A 17,504-nucleotide genomic window follows, 5' to 3' on the forward strand; every position below is an offset into this window, starting at 1 on the left:
CGGCAGGTAGCGCGTCCAGACCATGCCCAGGCCGGCACTGAACAGCACCAGCAACACCCAGGGCATCAGCCGCCGCGCACGCTTGCCGATGCCCTGCTCCACCTGGCGCATTACCGCAGCCGGCACGGACTTGCGCACGCTCTCGAAGATCAGCACCTCGAAGAACACCGTGCCGATGAACATCAGCGCGGCGAACAGGTGCAAGGTCAGCAGGATCGGATAAATCATGGCGCGGGTATCTCCAGGGCCAGCAGGGTCTGATGAAGGACCGCCGCCGCTTGATCGGCGGTGTGTCCACTGAGGTCGAACGGACGAAGCGAGCCGTCGTTGACCAGCACGAAGCGCTCGACGAGGCCGACCAGTTCGCCGGGGTGGTGGCTGACGCACAGCAAGGCCGCACCCGAGCTGGTCAACCAGTCGCGGCAAAGATCAAGCAGCGATTCGCGCAGCGCCGGGTCCAGCGCGCTGAATGGCTCGTCAAGCAGCAGCAGGTCCGGCTCAACCGAGAAAGCGCGCGCCAGGGCAACGCGCTGTGCCATGCCCCCGGACAATTGATTCGGCCAGGCGCGCCCGTGGCCGGCGAGGCCGACTCGCTCCAGCCAAAGGCTGGCCAGCCGACGCACCGTCGTACGGTCGTGGCCGATGGCGCGCAGGGGGATTTCCAGGTTCTCCGCGACCCGGCACCAGGGCAGCAGGCGCGGCTCCTGGAATGCCAGTACGGGATGACGGAATCCGTTGTCCGCTCGCCCCCGATGGGGCCTCAGGAGGCCGGCCGCCAGACGCAACAGGCTGCTCTTGCCGGCGCCGCTGGGCCCGAGAATGCCAACCCGCTCACCGGGTAGCAGGCGCAGGGAAGCGTCGGCGAGTACACGCCGTTGGCCCAGCCGCAGATCGACTCCGTACCACTCAAGCATGGGCGGCCTCCTGCCAACGGCCCATGCGCCGCTGCAGCGGCTGCAGCAGGAGGAACTCCAGTGCGGCGACCAACAGCAGGATAAGCAGAGTCCAGGCATACAACCCGGCGCTGTCGAACGTACTGCGCGCGTTAGCCAGCGCGAAACCGGCTCCACTTTCCGCGCCAAGCACTTCAGCCATCACCACCAGGCGCACGCCGCCGCAGGTGGCGATCAACAGTGCCGCTCCAAGCGGCGCGGTCAATGAAGGGATATAGAGCCGCCGCAACTTCTGCCAGGGACTGAAGCGGTAGACCCGCGCCATCTCCAGCAGGCCGCGGTCAACCATCTGCATGCCCTTGACGGTGTTCACGTACATGCCCGGCGCCAGCATCAACACGCTGATCAGCACCACCATGGCCGAGCCCAGGCCGACCCACAGCATCGCCAGCACCACGACCACCACTGGCGGCACCGACATCAACAGCCAGCGCAGGGGTTCCAGCAGACCGCGTACACGAGCGTCCAGCCCGGCCAGCAGGCCCAGACAGAAGCCCAGCAGGCAACCCAGTCCAACACCCAGGACGATGCGCAGCAGACTGGCGCCGGCATGAAGACGGAAGTCGGCCTCGAAAGGCAGGCGAGCCATGGCTTGCAGCGTCTGCCCGGGAGTTGCCATGAGCAGCGAGCCCAGGCGCATCGCCAGCAGTTGCCAGCCCACCAGCAACAAGGCGCCACCCAGCACGGCCCAGCGTCGGGAAGTCATTCGACTCATCTCACGGCCCATAGAAGCTCGCAGATGGCATGGAGCCACCGATGGCCTGTGGATGGCGTTCGGCGATCAGGCCGAACAGCGCCTCCAGAGGCCCGCGTGCGGCGCTGGCGGCAACACTGTCCAGGCGCGTGACGCGGATGGACTCCTCGACCGCCTCCACCGGCAAGTGCGGCAGGTGCCGATGCACCAGCTCCGCGCAGTCCCGCGGCTGCGTACTGCACCAGCGGGCGGACTCGGCATAGGCGGCCTCCACTGCGCGCGCCAACTCGCCGTCCTCGGCGCGCTGCGGGCTGCTCATCAGTCCTGCCTGAGGCAGTTCAGGCTGTTGAGCGAAGGCCTGCTTCCAGGCGCTCTCCAGACTTTGCACACGGTAGAGCGGCGCCCCACCCTTGCTGCGGTTGCGCCAAAGCAGCAGGGACACCGCCGGCTCCACCAGCAGGGCGTGATCGGCGCGACCGGCCAGCAGCAGCGCCTGGGCGTCCTGGCCGTCGCGGACCGGGCGCAGCGTCAGGTCCTTGCCCGGCTTCAGGCCATGGCTGAGCAACAGCTCATCGATCAGGATCGCCGGCAGATCGCGCTGGAAAGGCAGCACCACGTCCTTGCCGGCCAGGTCGGCGAAGCCTTTCACCTGAGGGTCGCGGCTCACCAGCCAGATGATTCCCCACACAGAGACGTTGAGCAGCCGCACGTGCTGCCCGCGCCCAGCCATCAGCGCCGGCAGGTTCACCGGGACAGCGCTGTAGTCGAGTTCGTTCTTTGCCAGCAGCACGCGCAGCTGGTCGGGGTTCTGCCAGAGGTGGAATTCGACGCGCTCGGCGTACTCCGCCAGGGCATTGGTTTCCACCATGTGCAGCAGCGGAAAGCTGACCACCGCGCCGGGGCCACCCAACCGCAAAACCTTTTCCCGGGCCATGCCGGCCGGGGACGCCAGGCAGGTGCCGGCGACCAGTGCAAGTGAAAGGAAGAGGCGCGGTAGCCTCCGATTGATTGATATGCGAATAAGTCTTATCTTCATTCACAAATCATTGCAGCCCGCACGCTCATCACGAATGACAAATGTTAAGTTCGCGCCAGATCGTGGTGAATGCCTGCGATTGTTGGGCGCCCTCCCCCAGTTCTCCGACCTGCCGGACGCCCTCATGGCCGGATTGTGTGAGTCGGCAACCTTGCTCCGCGCTGAAGCCGGCAGGCTGTTGTTCCGCGAAGGCGACCCTGCCGAGCATTTCCTGCTGGTACGGCGTGGCTGTGTGGAAATGCTGCGCTTCACCTGCGATGGCGAGGAGCGCGTCTTCCACCTGTTCCGCGAAGGTCAGTTGATCGCTGAAGCGGCCATGTTCATGCCTCACGGCCGCTACCCGATGAACGCCCGCAGCCAGGGCAGCGGCGAGTTCTTCCGACTGAGCCGCAATGCGCTGCGCAAGGCCTGCGAGGATCATCCGCCGCTGGCCATGCGCATGCTGGAAAACCTCAGCCTGCGCCTCTACCGCCAGGTGAACGAGGTCGACTGGCTGACGGCGAGTTCCGCCTCCCAGCGTCTGGCCGCCTATCTGCTCGGCCTGCACCGTCGCCAAGGCGAGCGTCTCAACCTGCCGATCAGTCAGCGCCAGCTCGCCACACACCTGGGTATTCGCCCGGAATCACTCAGCCGGTTGCTGTCCGATTGGCAGCAGGCCGGACGCATCCAGGGGCGACTCCGGCAATGGCTGCTGTGCGACCTCACCTACTTGCAGGACCTGGCCAGCCCGGCAGTACGTTCTTTCTGAGCGGGCCGGATTTCGGCTATCGCTTCAACTGGTCGGGGTAGCAGCCTGGAAAGGCACGCAGCGATGGAACGCGCACCATGTTCAGCATGGTTGGTTTTCGCCGCGAGCCGATCCCGCAAGGCATCGCGGATAATCTCAGCGCTCAATTCACCGATGCAACCGCAACACCGCCTCCAACTCCTCGCGCAGCCAGGGCTCGTCGATCTCCGGCAGGCGCTGGGTTATCTGCCGGGCGACCCAGCGCTGGCCGCGGCCAATGAAGTCGAAGCGCAGTTCCAAGTCATCAATGGCCATGGCGCTGGCGTGGAAGTCACCGACGCCGGTATCGGGCGTGACACCCAGGCGTTCCAGGCATCGGCGCAGACGCCGGCAGCTTTCCGCCTCGCCCTGATGCAGATGCTCCAGGCGATTACGTGCCACCAACTCCTCGGCCTGCCGCAGGCTGTCGAGCATCACCCGCGCACCGGCACGCTCGGCGCGCATCAGCGTCTGCAACCAGTCAATCAGTTCGTCGGACATGAAGCCCTCCAGGTCTTGGCGAGAGCCCATCCTAGACTGCCTCATGAAGTGGTTTTAAATGAATTGAATTGCACTGACGCTGCAATTTCTCGAATGCATCCAGCTTGCGCTGTACCTCTTCATTTCCGCTGCGTCGCTCGTCGGCGTTGATCCCGGACAAGGCATTGCAGAGCCGCCGCATGCCAACACCCCACCTTAAGATCAAAGTTATTGCACTTATGCAGCATTATTATTCGTTTGTTGCATCCATCGCGTCTGTTCAGACTGATCGGGCTCCCTGCGGCGAATTGCCTCCTAACTGCCTAGTTCGCCTTGCCGCATTCGTGCGGGCAGGGAGCCGCCAGTCAACCGGAGTACGACGGAATCAAGATGGACAGCGCGATACCCCTCGATCAGCACACCTCCCGCGACGCCGAATACAACTACGACATCGTTCGCCGCTTCACCCTCACCACCCTGGGCTGGGGCATCCTCGGGATGCTCATGGGCGTGTTCATCGCCGCCCAATTGGTGTGGCCGCAACTGAGCCTGGAGATGCCCTGGACCAGCTTCGGGCGCATCCGGCCGATCCACACCAACCTGGTGATCTTCGCCTTCGGCGGCAGCGCGCTGTTCGCTACCTCCTTCTACGTGGTGCAACGCACCTGCCGCGTGCGGATCATCTCCGACAGCCTGGCCAACCTGCTGTTCTGGGGCTGGCAGGCGAGCCTGGTGTCGATGCTGGTGAGCTACCCGCTGGGCATCACCACGTCCAAGGAATACGCCGAGATGGAGTGGCCCATCGCCGTCTGGGTGACCTTTCTCTGGCTGGTGTACGCCTACCTGTTCTTCGGCACTATCGCCCGCCGCAAGGTACGCCACATCTACGTCGGCAACTGGTTCTACGGTGCCTTCATCGTGGTCACCGGGATGGTCCACGTGGTCAATCACCTGGCGATTCCGGTGACGCTGCTCAAGTCCTACCCGCTCTACTCGGGCGCCACCGACGCGATGATCCAGTGGTGGTACGGCCACAGCGTGGTGGGCTTCATCCTCTCGGTGGGATTCCTCGGGATGATGTACTACTACGTGCCCAAGCAGGCCGAGCGGCCGATCTACTCCTATCGCCTGTCCATCGTGCACTTCTGGGCGATCATCACCCTGTATATTTGGGCCGGCCCGCACCACCTGCACTACACCGCCTTGCCCGACTGGGCGCAGAGCCTGGGCATGGTGATGTCGCTGATCCTCCTGGCGCCCAGTTGGGGCGGCATGATCAACGGCATGATGACCCTCTCGGGTGCCTGGCATAAGTTGCGCACCGACCCGATCCTGCGTTTCCTTGTGGTGTCGCTGGCCTTCTACGGCATGTCGACCTTCGAAGGACCGATGATGGCGATCAAGACGGTGAACTCGCTGTCGCACTACACCGACTGGACCATCGGCCACGTGCATGCCGGCGCCCTGGGCTGGGTGGCGATGATCTCCATCGGCGCGCTCTACCACATGATTCCCAAGCTCTACGGCCGCGAGCAGATGCACAGCGTTGGGCTGATCAACGCGCACTTCTGGCTCGCCACCATCGGCACCGTGCTGTACATCGCCTCGATGTGGGTCAACGGCATCACCCAGGGCCTGATGTGGCGCGCGGTGAACGAGGACGGTACGCTGACCTACTCCTTTGTCGAAGCGCTGGCTGCCAGCCATCCGGGCTACATCGTGCGGCTTATCGGCGGTTCCACCTTCGCCAGCGGCATGCTGCTGATGGCGTGGAACACTTGGGCCACAGTGCGCTCCGGCAAGCCGGTGTCGAATCTCGCAGCGGCTGCGGCCTGAGGACTCGACGATGCTGCTGAGCCTGATCGGCCTGATCGCCTGTACAGCCGCCTGCTGGCGGACCTGCCGCTGCGACGGCGAACAAGCGGCGCTGCTGCCCTTCGCCGACGACCCGGATGCCGCGCGGCGCATGAGCGCGGCCACCGGCCGGCACTGCGAGCGGATCGTCCAGCCCCTGCCGGAGCCACCACCACCGTACCGAATGCGCGCCTGATCTCCAGCGCTCCTGTTTTCCAGCCTTCTGGTTTCCCAGCCCCATGGACGGGGCCTCCCTGAGTGCCGATGTTGGCACCTTGCAGGGCTCCTCCCCGCGAGAGCCCGTTTTTTTCAAACTTCGCTCCACGGACCTACCGATGCCCGCCCTCACCGGCTGGCGGCACCGCGCCGCCGCGTACCTGCCCGACATTCCCCACACCCGCCCGCGCGAATGGCTGCGCGCCTCGCTAGGCGCCAGCCTGGGCTTCCTGCTCAGTGCCGCCACCTGCGGCCTGCTGTTCGGCTCCGCGGTGGCCCTGCACTTCGCCGGAACCTGGGCTGCTTCGGCAGTGCTGCTGTTCGCCGTGTCTTCCGGCGCCCTGGCCCAGCCCTGGTCGGTGATCGGCAGCTACCTGTGCGCATCACTGGTGGCGCTGCTGATCGGTTTCTGGCTGCCCGCCGGCATCGCCAGCGCGGCCCTCGCCCTTGGGCTTAGCCTGCTGCTGATGTACCCGCTGCGCTGCCTGCATCCGCCGGGCGGCGCGCTGGCCTTCTGCATGGTGTTCGCCTCGCCGCTGCCCGGCGAGCCCAGCTGGACGGCGCCGCTGCCGGCCATCAGCGGCGGCCTCTGCCTGGTGCTCCTGGCCCTGCTGTTCAACAACCTCACGCGCATGCCCTACCCGCGCCGCCGAAGCTTTGCGCCGGACAACCACCAGACCCAGGACCCGGCGCCCGGCGCGCGAGTCGGCATCCAGGCCGCCGACCTCGACCAGGCGCTGGACGAACTGGGCTCCTTCGTCGACATCACCCGCGACGACCTGGAACGCCTGGTGCGCAGTACCGAGCGACATGCCCTGCGCCGCAGCATGGGCGAGACCCGCGCGCGGGAGGTGATGTCCCGCGACCTGATCTGCGCTTCGCCGGAAACCCCGCTCAGTCACGCCCTGCGCCTGCTGGTGAAGCACCACCTGAAGGCCTTGCCGATCCTTGACGAGGAGCGCCGGCTGGTGGGCATCGTCAGCCTGATCGACCTCCTGGTGCCCAGGGGCGTCTGGTGGAAGCGACTGCTCGGCGGCATCGGCCTGCGCCGCGACCGTCTGCTGGGCGAAGTGATGACCAGTCCGGTGCTGCACGTGGATGCCGACACCCATGCGGTGGAGTTGATCCCGCTGCTCTCCGACCAGGGTCTGCACTGTTTGCCGGTACTGGAGCGCGGCGAACTGGTGGGCGTGATCACCCAGACCGACCTGATCGCCGCCCTGGAACGCGACCTGCTCAGTCATCTGGGCTGACCGACCTTTCCGTTACACTGGCCGACTAAATCGCGCAGAAGCCTCCGCATGGACATCGACCTCACCCGTACCTTCCTGGAAATCGTCCGCCACGGTAGCTTCGTGGCCGCCGCCGAACGCATGCACGTCACCCAGACCGCGATCACCGCACGAGTGCAGAAGCTGGAGGCGCATCTCAACTGCACGCTGTTCGTGCGTAACCGCGCCGGTGCACGCCTGACGCCGGACGGCGAGGCCTTCGTTACCTACGCCAACCAGATCCTGCAGACCTGGGAGGCGGCCCAGCGCGACCTGCCGTTGCCCGAAGGCATCCACAACGTGCTGCACATCGGTGGCGAAGTGAGCCTTTGCAACCCGTTGATGCTGCGCTGGGTCAGCCGTATCCGCCAGGCGATCGGCGACCACGCGGTACGCGCCGAGATCGGCGACGGCCACAGCCTGCTGCGCCAGCTCGAGCTGGGGGTGCTCGACGCAGCCCTGGTCTACCAGCCAACCTACTGGCCGGGGATGCAGGTGGAGCAGTTGCTGGAGGAGAAACTGATCCTGGTGCGTGCGCAGAACCCCGAGCCCTACGTCTACATCGACTGGGGCGAAGGCTTCCGCCAGCAACACGACAGTGCCCTGCCGGAACTGTCCAAGGCGCCGGTGTCGTTCAACCTCGGCCCGCTGGCGTTGCAGTACATCCTGGAGAACGGTGGCTCGGGCTATTTCCGCACGCGGGTGGTGCAAAGTTACCTGGACCGCAAGGTGCTGCGCCGGGTGCCCAAGGCGCCGGAGTTCAGCTACCCGACCTATCTGGTGTATTCGCGGGACCGCGATTCGCAGGCGCTGCAGCAGGCGTTCGAGCTGCTGCGCGAGGTGGTGTCGCAGGACCCGGACTGGTCACAGCGTTGGGATCCGATGATTTGACGTACCGGCCGCCACAGGAGCGGGGCCCATCAAAAATCCTCCCGAAAAGCCACGACAGGCAGGCTCGCCTCTGCAGGAACTCCTACTCACCTATTTCAGATATCCGGCGCTCTGCACATGCGCGAAGCCATTGGGCTTCCCCAGCGAGCTTAAGCAAGGACTTACGAGCGCCCTTGGCGGACGGCCATCGCGGCCTTTACTGCTGAACATCTGTTCAGCTATAAGAATGACCCCGACCTTAGATCAAGTCGAGCGTTTCGGGAACACCATTCACCCCTCCCAGGGCGGCTCACGTCGCCTGTCCATGCTCTTCGCCGAACCGGAGTGCCAATGCGTAATCAGCTGTTCAGAACTCGCATTACCGAGATGCTTGGTATCCGTCATCCCATTCTTTGCGGCGGTATGGGCCCCAGCGTCTCAGACGCGAGCTACGTCGCGGCTGTGGTCAACGCAGGCGGGATGGGATTTGTGGTTGCTGCCGGATTTTCCGATCTAGACGAATTCCGGGAGCAACTTCGTCGGTGTCGTAGCCTCACCTCGGGAAAAGGATTCGGGGTGAACCTCTACCTTTCTGGCCAGGCCAACGCAGCTGAGCGCTTGCGGCAGCAGATGAGGATTCTTGCCGAGGAAGAAGTGCTCCGTGTCGAGACTTCAGGTGGAAGCCCCGAGGAAGTCCTGCCAGCGCTGCGAGAAGCGGGTATCAAGGTTCTGCACAAGGTTCCGGCGGTTCGCTACGCGCGATCAGCCGCGCGTCTTGGCGTGGACGCGGTAATCGTAGTTGGCAATGATTGCGGCGGCCATCCCGGAACCTACGGCATCAGCAGCATGGTTCAAGCCGCCCACGCACCGAAAGAGGTTTCCATCCCTGTGGTTATCGGTGGTGGGATCGGTGCAGGAAGACAACTGGCGGCGACCCTGATGATGGGAGCCGATGCAATCCTGATGGGGTCGCGAATGCTGGTAGCCGAGGAGCTGTGGATTCACCGCCAGTACAAGGAACGACTGGTTCAGAGCGACGGCACAGAAAGCATCATCGTGAAGACCGGCTTGCGGCAACATCACCGAGTCCTGAACAACGACAGCGCCAAGGCTGTTGCAGCATTGGACGCGGCGGGAGCGAGCGATTTCGAAAGCTATCGCCCTCACGTCATGGGCACGCTAACCACTCACGCCTACAAGACAGGGGATAGCCACCAAGGCATGCTCGATTGCGGCCCATCGATCGTATTTGCTAACGCTGTGCAAAGCGTGGAAGCCATTTTTGATTCAGTGCTTGATGATGCGCGTCATGCGATGCGGCGCCTTGAAGATCTGAGGTGCAACGGGTGATCGAAAGCATGGAGTTCAAGCTCAGCTTCGATTGCTGCCTCTAGTCAGGGGCGGCAATCGGCCAGAAGCGGGCGTTCGATTTTGGGCGAGGTTAGGTCGAGTGCTACTGCTCTGAATGAGAAGTACACGCTATCGATTACTCTGGATTAGAGGGAGCCGACGTGGGGATTTGCCAGGCTGGTTTCTTGTCATCTTGACTGTCGAAAGCGCGCCGCGCCTTGCGGAATTCCTCGGCGTTTTCGACCACCCACATCCAAACAGGAGACATCCGAACCAACAGTTCCATACCCAGCGGCGTCAGCTCGTATTCGACGCGCGGCGGAATTTCCCCGAACTCCCGTCGAAGCAGCAATCCATCCCGCTCCATGGCGCGTAGCGTCTTGGTCAGCATTCGCTGGGTCACCCCAGTCATCTGCCTTTTTATCTCGGCGTGGCGCATCGTGCCGTACACGCCCAAAGCATGCAGGATGCCCAATGACCATCGGCTACCCGCGTGGGCGAGGACTTCCCGTCTGACGCCATCGTCATCTTCTCGGAGCGTTCGGCAGATGGCTTCTGCCTGGCTCAGAGCGTCCTGATTGGTCATTTATCCTCCTAGGTATCACGCGTGTGCCTTCTTACGAGTACTGCCTGATCATGCCAGCATTCGCTCATGTTAAAGGCATCACGCCTCAGGAGAAATCATGACCGAAGCAACCCCGTTTTCCCCTCAATCCATTCTTGTTCTCGGCGCTGGCGAACTGGGTCTCCCGGTTTTGCGCAATCTCGCGCGAGTGGCCAAACGCGCACCCGGCTCCCAAATCAGCGTTCTTCTCAGGGAGTCGACCATCAACACCCAGATACCGGAGAAAAAGGCCGAAATCGACGAGCTTCGTGGGCTGGGCATTCAGATGGTCGCTGCGGATCTGGTGAACGACTCAATTGATCAGTTGGCTGAAGTGTTCGCCCGGTTCGATACCGTCATAGGTTGTGCCGGCATGGTCGCAGGTCGAGAAACCCCCATGAAGTTGGCGACAGCAGCGCTAAGGTCGGGCGTGAAGCGCTACTTCCCGTGGCAGTTTGGCGTGGATTTCGAAGTGATCGGTCGGGGCAGCCCCCAAGATCTTTTCGATGCTCAACTCGATGTACGAGAGGCGCTCCGCGCGCAAGACAAAACCGAATGGGTAATTATCTCGACGGGCATGTTCACCAGCTTCCTTTTCGAGCCCGTATTTGAGGTAGTCGACTTCGACAATGACACCGTTAACGCGCTCGGCAGTCTCGAGAACAGCGTGACGCTCACCACGCCAGACGACATCGGTGCTCTCACTGCGGAAATCGTCTTCTTTGAACCTCGCTTCCGCAACGAGATTGTTTATCTCTCAGGCGACACGGTGTCGTATGGACAGGTCGCGAACATCCTCGAACATGTACTGGGTCGTCCGTTCCAAACTAACGTGTGGACTGTTCCGTACTTGATGGATGAGCTGAGAAAAGACCCTACCCATCACATCAAAAAGTACCGCGCTGTATTCGCACAAGGCAGAGGTGTGGCATGGCCTAAAGCGGGCACCTTCAACGAACAGCAGTCGATTCCAGTAACCACCGCTGAACAATGGGCTCGGGCGAACCTTGGGGGCAAGTGAGCGACGACAGATAGCTGACTTGCAGAGAAACACCTTGTCCCGACAGTGGACGCTGACAACCAAAGTTGAACGTTTAGAGGACGGCAAGCTGTCTAGACTTTCAGCGTAGAGCCTCAGTGTCCGCTATGGGTCGGTAGCCGCCCTCGCCAGCGGCAGAAATTGGCCAGAAGCGAACGAATGGGGCTGAGATTGCGGTCCTCGCACTCGTGGAGCAATGTTCGGGTTAAAGGCACTGACGTTCGCCCCGACGGCTAATTAAACGGAACGCCATGCCGTCGCGCCCATGGAAAGGAAGGGAGCCAGAAATACCTGGCTCCCTGGCGCGGTTAGCCGCGAATGAACGCCAGCAAGTCTGCGTTGATTGTCTCAGCTTCGGTGGTTGGCATCCCGTGGGGGAAGCCAGAATAGGTTTTGAGAGTCCCGTTCTTGAGCAACTTTGCTGAAAGCGGCCCGGAATCCTCGTAGGGTACGATCTGGTCGTCATCCCCATGCATCACCAGCACAGGAATGGTGATTCCCTTGAGATCTTCTGTGAAGTCCGTCTGCGAGAAGGCTACGATTCCGTCGTAATGGGCCTGGGCGCAGCCCATCATGCCCTGGCGCCACCAGTTCCAAATAATGCCTTCAGAGGTCTTCGCATTGGGGCGGTTGTAACCGTAAAACGGCCCGGCCGGAACGTCGTAATAGAACTGGGCGCGATTGGCCTTGAGCTGGGCCTGAAGGTCGTCAAACACCTCCTTGGGCAGGCCGCCAGGATTGCTCTGGGTCTTGACCATCAGCGGAGGAACCGCGCTGATGATCGCGGCCTTGGACACACGGTCCTCGCCGTGACGGGCGATGTAGTGGATGACCTCTCCGCCGCCGGTCGAGTGGCCCACATGTACCGCCCCCTGGCTACCAAGGTGATTGACTACCGCGGCCACGTCGTCAGCGTAGTGGTCCATGTCATGTCCATCCCACACCTGGCTCGATCGTCCATGCCCGCGGCGATCGTGAGCAACGACTCGGAAGCCGTTCGCCACGAAGAACAGCATCTGGGCGTCCCAGTCGTCGGCACTGAGCGGCCAGCCATGATGAAAGTGGATGACTGGGGCGTTCCGGGGGCCCCAATCCTTGTAGAAGATCTCGACACCATCTTTGGTCGTGACGTATCCCATGTTCGTGTCTCCGGATTATGTGTAGATCGATGAACCGGCGCCTGCACACGTGCTGTGGCCGGGAGCGTTATTCCATCCGTCGGCCGGAACGAGAGGCGAAAATCGACCCAGACTGACTCTGCAGCGATACCACTACGCCCCTTGTACTGGCTGCTCCGCAGCGTGCCGTCCGATGCACGAACGACCGCCACCATGCGGAGCCTCCTTCGCGTCAATCACAGCGGCAGCGTTACCTCCGAAATTGCGCGTCCGACTACCACGCACCGCTGTTCGGTTATTCCAGGAGCAAAACCCATCTGAGGGTTCATCGGGTCTCCAGGGCCAACAATTGGTTGTCTTCAGGCGCTCAGTACTGAAATGACCCGTTTGGCAGTGACCTTGGCTGACTGAGGGTTCTGCCCTGTCACCAGGCGGCCATCCACCACAGCCTTCGGCGTAAAGGGAACCAGCGCCTTTTCGAATCGGGCGCCACGTCGCTTCATCTCTTCCTCGGCGTTGTAAGGCACCTGTTTAGCCACCCCTGCCAGGATCTCTTCCATCCAGGTAAAGCCGGTCACGCGTCGCCCTGCGACGAGCAACGAGCCGTCCGATAGCCGAGTGTTCAAAAGGCCGCAATAGCCATGGCATACGGAGGCAACGATGCCTCCATGCTCATAGACCTCGCGGGCGAGTCGCTGCAGCCCTTCATCATCCGGATAGTCGTACATCACGGCGTGACCGCCGGTGAAGTAGATCGCATCGAAATCCTTGCCGCATAACTCTCCCGGCGAGGCGGTGTGCGAGAGCAACGCCATGCTGGCGGGGTCAGCCAACCAACGTTTAGCGGAGGCATCGGCGTTCGGCCATTTGAGTGAGCGTGGCTCCAGAGGTATTGCTCCCCCCTTGGGGCTTACCAACCGCTGCTCGTAGCCCTGGGCAGCAAAGAGGTCGTAAGCGTGAGAGAGCTCCGACAGCCACAAGCCGGTTGGCTCGTCGGGATTGTCGAAGTGAGCCACGTTGGAGACGACATGGAGAATGCGACGGGGCATGACGGTTTACCTTTCAAACGGATTCGGGCTGGATTCTGCAAAGAGCTGCTCGAGCCCTCGGCGATAAGTGGTCACCTTGAACTCCGGGAAGCGCCGCTTGAATTTCGCCGAGTCGAACAGGTTGTCGCGCTCATAGCGCGGCAGTAGCTCGCGAAGTTCGCGGACCTGCCGGGATAGCAGGCCGGCGGCTATCAAAGTCCACTTGCCGAGCACTCGATAAGAGGGCTCACGACCGACCAGTTCGGATGCCAACGCCACGATCTGTCGGTAGGTCAGGCGATCATCGTCGCAGGGCAAATGCCAGGTTTGCCCGAACGTGTCCGCGGCGTTACCCAAGGCCGCCAGCGCGCGGCTCGCGTCGGGAGTCCAGATGAGCGTGCGCCGGGTGTCGTCGCGCACCGGCACTCGCGGCGTCTGGCCCAACTTGATCTTGTCGATGACCAACGTATTGGTAATGCTCTGCGTCTTGTCAGGACCGTAGAACTCGGGGGCTCGTCCGATAACGACGGGGATTTCGCCCCGTGCCGCCTCCTGCAGGACCATCGACGCCATCGCAGCACGCACCTTGCCTTTGCGGCCTACGGGTTCGAATACGGATGCTTCGGTCAGTACACGGCCATCCTGCGGGTACATGTAGGTGTTGTCGAAATAGACGAACTTGGCCTTTGCCGCTCGGGTCGCATCCAGCGCGTTCTTGAGCATCGTTGGAAACTGCTCTTCCCACAGCCGCGTATCCGGCGGCAGGCCCGCAGTGAAGTAGACGATGCTGCTACCCTCTACCGCCCTGGCAGCCTGGCCGGCATCAAGCAGGTCGGCCGGCACCAGGGAGTCGGAGTCGTTGACCTTCTCAGGTCGGCGGCTCACAAGTCGCAGATTTGTTGTATAGGCGCGGTTAAGCTCTCGCGCCAGTTCCACCGCAATCTGGCCGGTGGCGCCCAAGATGGTCTGCATGCGATTTCCTCACTTGGCCCTGGGAACCCGCAACACTCAATCGCGCGGCAGCATCGTCTGCAGCGGTGCCGGCGCATACAAGGCACTCTGGAACTGCGGCACATACTCGTACTTCAGCATCGACCCCAGTTTCAGTGACTTGATGTAGGTCGACAGGCTGCCGTCGCTCAGGCTCAGCTTGACGGCGTCCGAACTTGTCGTGGAGGCATGGTGCAGCTGCCGGGAGACCGCATAGCCGTAGCTGAGCTCTGCCTTGTGATCGAGATTAGTGAAACTGTTGGTGACCAGTTCGACGTCCTGCGACAGATCAGCAAGCTTCGCTGTTTCCAGGGTCACGTCGACCTTGCCGGTCTGGCTATCGCTGATGCTCACCACCACCGATTTGTCCGTCTCACGATAGTCGATAGGTGTCAGCCATTTGGGCAGGTTGTAGCCGACCACGCCGCGCACTCTGGCCAGCTCGGTGTTGACCGGCAGCTTCAACACATACCCCCACAGGTCCCTGCTCATCGATTGGCTGATCAGGCTGATGGGCCCCAGGTTGCTGCGGCCTGGCTTGTTGGTGACGATGGACAAGGCAATTTCGTTGTAACTGTCGTTGTCGCAGTAGTGATAGGCGTAGGCAGTCAGCGCCACCAGACCTCGGCCAGGCCAGATCTGTAGTGGCTGCACCTGCTCCAGGACCTTGGCGGGCATCAGACCCCGGAGTCTGTCCAGATCGGCTGTGAAGACCACGGTGACCCGGCTGTTGTTGTAATAGAAATTCGGGGAATAGGACTCAAAGCCCATGTCGACCTTGGTCTTTGTCAGGGTCTTGAACCAGCTCAGGTCGATATCCGGAGCCTCCTGAGCAATCACCGAGAGTGGCGGGTTGGAGTGGTAGCGATCGTACAATCCCCCTTTCACGACAGGGATGACTTGCCCGGCAATCGTCGTGGCGGCCTGGGCGGCCGCTGGATCGGTTGGTTGTGAAGCCCAGGAAGGCACCGCTATGGCGGCGCTAAGAAGGCCACAAGCAAGGGCAAGTGAAACAGGTTTCATATCGAAGGTCTCCGCGTGTTGGGCTGGCTCCGCCAGAGGAGGCAGCATCTGTGCACCGACTCAGTTGGCGGTGTCTGTGCGGAACCCTAAGATTAAAGTTAGCTTTAAGGTCAAGGAGCCCTGAGAGTTATTAACGGCGCGATGAGAGAGAATAAGAGCGATGAATGACAAGCGTCTGGTTGGTTGGGGACCATGCAACGCTGCCAATGGGCAATCCCAATAGTCTAGAAGTGCACGTCCGCTATGGGTCGGTAGCTGCCTCTCACCAGCGCCAGAAATCGGCCAGAAGCGGACGCACCGGGAGCTCTTTAACCGCGCACTCGATTGTCTCAGCAACGCAAGTCGAGGATGCATTCGCGAATCACGTAGAGCATCAATCGTAGGCACTACGAGTTCAACGCACGCACAGTGCTCTGGTTCAGCCACTAGCGCCAACATCAGTAGTAAACCACCTCCACCACTGCGGTAGCCTCGAAGGGGCCGACCTTGGGGTCGCCCAACGAAACCAGCGAGGCCGTGAACGGTACGTCGATGTGTGTCACGTCCGCCGCGAAATTGGCCAAGGGGAAAGGTTCGTTGATCGGCACTAGGTTATTGTGGCCATCACGGATCTGGATGCCGAACTGGCTGTCGGCCGCCGGCAGGATGTTGTAGGTGCCCTGCTGGTTGGCAGTGACGATGGTCGCTCCGATGTTGATCGGCGTGCTGCACTTCTTCTCCAGAGCAAGACTGAACGGCTTGGTCGGCTGCGGAGGCGAAAAGCCGGTGGTGGTTTTCTGGATCACACCGAAGTCGACGATGCCTGGCTCCGGAGTCACGGTAACGTCGACTGTACAGGCTGTGCCGACAATGTTCTGCAGGCCGTTAAGCTGAAAGCGAAAGTTGCCGAACGGGTTGCTCGGGCCGGCATTGAGGCCGTAGAGACCGTCGAACTGGAAGACATCGTAGGTATCCTGTGAAGGTCGCTGCAAAGGGAGTAACCCACGCTTGCGAATAACCACCTGGAAGGCAATGGTCGGGTAAACATCCGAGCAACTCATGTCACCCGTCCCAGCTGCCTGCGGGCAACCTCGAGAAACAAAACCGGTGTTGACGCCTTGAGTCGGGTTGGAGCTCCAGTCCCCGTCCCATGCGGTCTGCTGTTTATATACCAAGCCAAACTCGATGCCCCAACCTGTAGCATCCATCCCCGCTGGATTGCCATAGAAGTAGATCGGGTCATCTTCTTCGAAGTGAACATCGTACAGTTTCCAGCACTTGGCAGACACTACGTGTGTCTTCGAGCGCCAGATGATGGTGCCGTCAGGCACGGTATCGGGCACCGATACCGGGCCGATGTACTCGCTTAAATAGCTGCCCCCATCCAGTGACTTGCACATCATCGCAAAGGACATCTGCGACAACCCCAGTAGCAGAGCGCTCACGCAGAGCCTGAACCAGCCGGTTCGCAGTAGCGGGACCACGCGGTTCATTGGGTGTCTGCCTGGCACACCGTGGCGGTGCAGTGGAACAAGGTATCGGTCTGCCCGCCAAAGTCGTTCATGTTGGACACCCGCAGTTGCTGGAAACCGGTCTGGCTGAGCGGCAGGCGGGTGTTGCCGTAGGGTGCGATCATCACGGTGTCGACCGGCATCTTCGCCTTCTGTTCACCAGCCAGCAGGCCAACCACGGTGATGTGGAACGGCGTCGGGTTGCTTATCAGCAGTTGCTTGCCGTCGATCTTCAGCGCCAGCCCGCGTGCCAGGTCCTGGCCACGCTCGCGCTTCACCGAAGCTGGGCGATAGAACAGCTTGATCTTCGACTGCAGGGCGATTTGCATGGAGTTCACTGCCTCGCTCTTGGGCGGAATCTCACGCACGTTGAGGTAGAACACCGATTCCCGGTCTGCCGGCAAAGCCGTCTCCGGCAGTTTGACGATGCGCACAACGCTGCGCTCGTTGGGTTCGATGCGCTGCAGCGGCGGTAGCACCATGAAGGGTGTGGTGATCTTCTTGCCCTGCTCATCCTCGATCCACGACTGCACCACGAAAGGCAGCTGCGGATTCTTGTTGCTCAGGGTGACACTGACCGCCTGCGAACCTTCCTCGAAGATAACGCGGGTGCGGTCAGGCACCACGGCGGCCTGGGCCAGCAGCGGTGCGCAAAGCGCGGCCAACAGGCCGACACGAAGAGTCAGGTGGTGCGAAACAGGCAAGCAAAACATATGAAACTC

Annotated in this window: 18 protein-coding genes and 1 pseudogene; 7 read left to right on the forward strand and 12 right to left on the reverse strand. The window is 61.9% G+C overall.

Features of this window, described 5'->3' with window-relative positions:
* From IB273_RS30460 to IB273_RS30475, 4 genes and pseudogenes are all read right to left on the reverse strand, one after another.
* Nucleotides 1-228, reverse strand: a pseudogene (locus IB273_RS30460) (hypothetical protein); the annotation flags it as partial.
* Nucleotides 225-914, reverse strand: coding sequence for an ATP-binding cassette domain-containing protein (locus IB273_RS30465; protein WP_138526752.1), 690 nt, complete (start codon nucleotides 912-914; stop codon nucleotides 225-227). The pseudogene IB273_RS30460 and the gene IB273_RS30465, both read right to left, overlap by 4 nt.
* A complete protein-coding gene (locus IB273_RS30470) occupies nucleotides 907-1,659 on the reverse strand; it encodes an ABC transporter permease (protein ID WP_138526751.1) in 753 nt (250 codons plus the stop codon). The genes IB273_RS30465 and IB273_RS30470 overlap by 8 nt, the downstream gene beginning before the upstream one ends.
* A 10-nt stretch (nucleotides 1,660-1,669) precedes the next feature.
* Nucleotides 1,670-2,557, reverse strand: a complete 888-nt coding sequence (locus tag IB273_RS30475) for an ABC transporter substrate-binding protein (protein WP_225610343.1) — start codon at nucleotides 2,555-2,557, stop codon at nucleotides 1,670-1,672.
* Nucleotides 2,558-2,834: 277 nt separating this feature from the next.
* Here IB273_RS30475 and IB273_RS30480 point away from each other — a divergent pair, with 277 nt between their 5' ends.
* Nucleotides 2,835-3,431, forward strand: coding sequence for a Crp/Fnr family transcriptional regulator (locus tag IB273_RS30480; protein ID WP_225610344.1), 597 nt, complete (start codon nucleotides 2,835-2,837; stop codon nucleotides 3,429-3,431).
* Between the two features lie 147 nt (nucleotides 3,432-3,578).
* On the opposite strand, the gene IB273_RS30485 is transcribed toward IB273_RS30480, so the two are convergent.
* Nucleotides 3,579-3,950, reverse strand: coding sequence for a DUF6306 domain-containing protein (locus IB273_RS30485; protein ID WP_037007937.1), 372 nt, complete (start codon nucleotides 3,948-3,950; stop codon nucleotides 3,579-3,581).
* Nucleotides 3,951-4,319: 369 nt separating this feature from the next.
* Here IB273_RS30485 and ccoN point away from each other — a divergent pair, with 369 nt between their 5' ends.
* The 5 genes from ccoN (at nucleotide 4,320) to IB273_RS30510 (ending at nucleotide 9,490) form a co-directional block, all read left to right on the forward strand.
* Nucleotides 4,320-5,765, forward strand: a complete 1,446-nt coding sequence (ccoN, locus tag IB273_RS30490) for a cytochrome-c oxidase, cbb3-type subunit I (RefSeq protein WP_138526749.1) — start codon at nucleotides 4,320-4,322, stop codon at nucleotides 5,763-5,765.
* 10 nt (nucleotides 5,766-5,775) lie between these two features.
* Complete coding sequence (locus tag IB273_RS30495; protein ID WP_192225750.1) at nucleotides 5,776-5,979, forward strand: hypothetical protein; 204 nt, start codon at nucleotides 5,776-5,778, stop codon at nucleotides 5,977-5,979.
* 139 nt (nucleotides 5,980-6,118) lie between these two features.
* Nucleotides 6,119-7,252, forward strand: coding sequence for a CBS domain-containing protein (locus IB273_RS30500; protein ID WP_138526747.1), 1,134 nt, complete (start codon nucleotides 6,119-6,121; stop codon nucleotides 7,250-7,252).
* Between the two features lie 48 nt (nucleotides 7,253-7,300).
* Nucleotides 7,301-8,161: a LysR family transcriptional regulator gene (locus tag IB273_RS30505; protein WP_017516353.1), complete on the forward strand. Its 861-nt coding sequence runs from the start codon at nucleotides 7,301-7,303 to the stop codon at nucleotides 8,159-8,161.
* Between the two features lie 330 nt (nucleotides 8,162-8,491).
* On the forward strand, nucleotides 8,492-9,490 hold the full coding sequence (locus tag IB273_RS30510) for an NAD(P)H-dependent flavin oxidoreductase (RefSeq protein ID WP_192225751.1): 999 nt from the start codon (nucleotides 8,492-8,494) through the stop codon (nucleotides 9,488-9,490).
* A gap of 136 nt (nucleotides 9,491-9,626) precedes the next feature.
* On the opposite strand, the gene IB273_RS30515 is transcribed toward IB273_RS30510, so the two are convergent.
* Nucleotides 9,627-10,076 carry a winged helix-turn-helix transcriptional regulator gene (locus tag IB273_RS30515; protein WP_192225752.1) on the reverse strand — a complete coding sequence of 150 codons (450 nt, stop codon included), beginning with the start codon at nucleotides 10,074-10,076 and terminating at the stop codon, nucleotides 9,627-9,629.
* Nucleotides 10,077-10,173: 97 nt separating this feature from the next.
* Here IB273_RS30515 and IB273_RS30520 point away from each other — a divergent pair, with 97 nt between their 5' ends.
* Nucleotides 10,174-11,115, forward strand: coding sequence for an aromatic alcohol reductase (locus IB273_RS30520; protein WP_192225753.1), 942 nt, complete (start codon nucleotides 10,174-10,176; stop codon nucleotides 11,113-11,115).
* A gap of 326 nt (nucleotides 11,116-11,441) precedes the next feature.
* On the opposite strand, the gene IB273_RS30525 is transcribed toward IB273_RS30520, so the two are convergent.
* The 6 genes from IB273_RS30525 to IB273_RS30550 form a co-directional block, all read right to left on the reverse strand.
* The gene (locus IB273_RS30525; RefSeq protein ID WP_045217888.1) at nucleotides 11,442-12,272 is read right to left on the reverse strand and encodes an alpha/beta fold hydrolase; all 831 of its coding nucleotides are present in this window, start codon (nucleotides 12,270-12,272) and stop codon (nucleotides 11,442-11,444) included.
* A gap of 338 nt (nucleotides 12,273-12,610) precedes the next feature.
* Nucleotides 12,611-13,300: a type 1 glutamine amidotransferase domain-containing protein gene (locus IB273_RS30530; RefSeq protein WP_045217889.1), complete on the reverse strand. Its 690-nt coding sequence runs from the start codon at nucleotides 13,298-13,300 to the stop codon at nucleotides 12,611-12,613.
* A 6-nt stretch (nucleotides 13,301-13,306) separates the two neighbouring features.
* Entirely contained in the window at nucleotides 13,307-14,251 is a 945-nt protein-coding gene (locus IB273_RS30535) for an NAD-dependent epimerase/dehydratase family protein (RefSeq protein WP_045217890.1), read from the reverse strand.
* A gap of 36 nt (nucleotides 14,252-14,287) precedes the next feature.
* The gene (locus IB273_RS30540) at nucleotides 14,288-15,292 is read right to left on the reverse strand and encodes a hypothetical protein (protein ID WP_045217906.1); all 1,005 of its coding nucleotides are present in this window, start codon (nucleotides 15,290-15,292) and stop codon (nucleotides 14,288-14,290) included.
* 437 nt (nucleotides 15,293-15,729) lie between these two features.
* Nucleotides 15,730-16,764, reverse strand: a complete 1,035-nt coding sequence (locus IB273_RS30545; protein WP_192225754.1) for a fimbrial protein — start codon at nucleotides 16,762-16,764, stop codon at nucleotides 15,730-15,732.
* Entirely contained in the window at nucleotides 16,761-17,495 is a 735-nt protein-coding gene (locus tag IB273_RS30550) for a molecular chaperone (RefSeq protein WP_192225755.1), read from the reverse strand. The genes IB273_RS30545 and IB273_RS30550 overlap by 4 nt, the downstream gene beginning before the upstream one ends.
* Nucleotides 17,496-17,504: the final 9 nt, after the last annotated feature.

It is taken from the genome of Pseudomonas sp. PDM19, assembly GCF_014852215.1.
In the GTDB taxonomy this organism is placed as follows: domain Bacteria; phylum Pseudomonadota; class Gammaproteobacteria; order Pseudomonadales; family Pseudomonadaceae; genus Pseudomonas.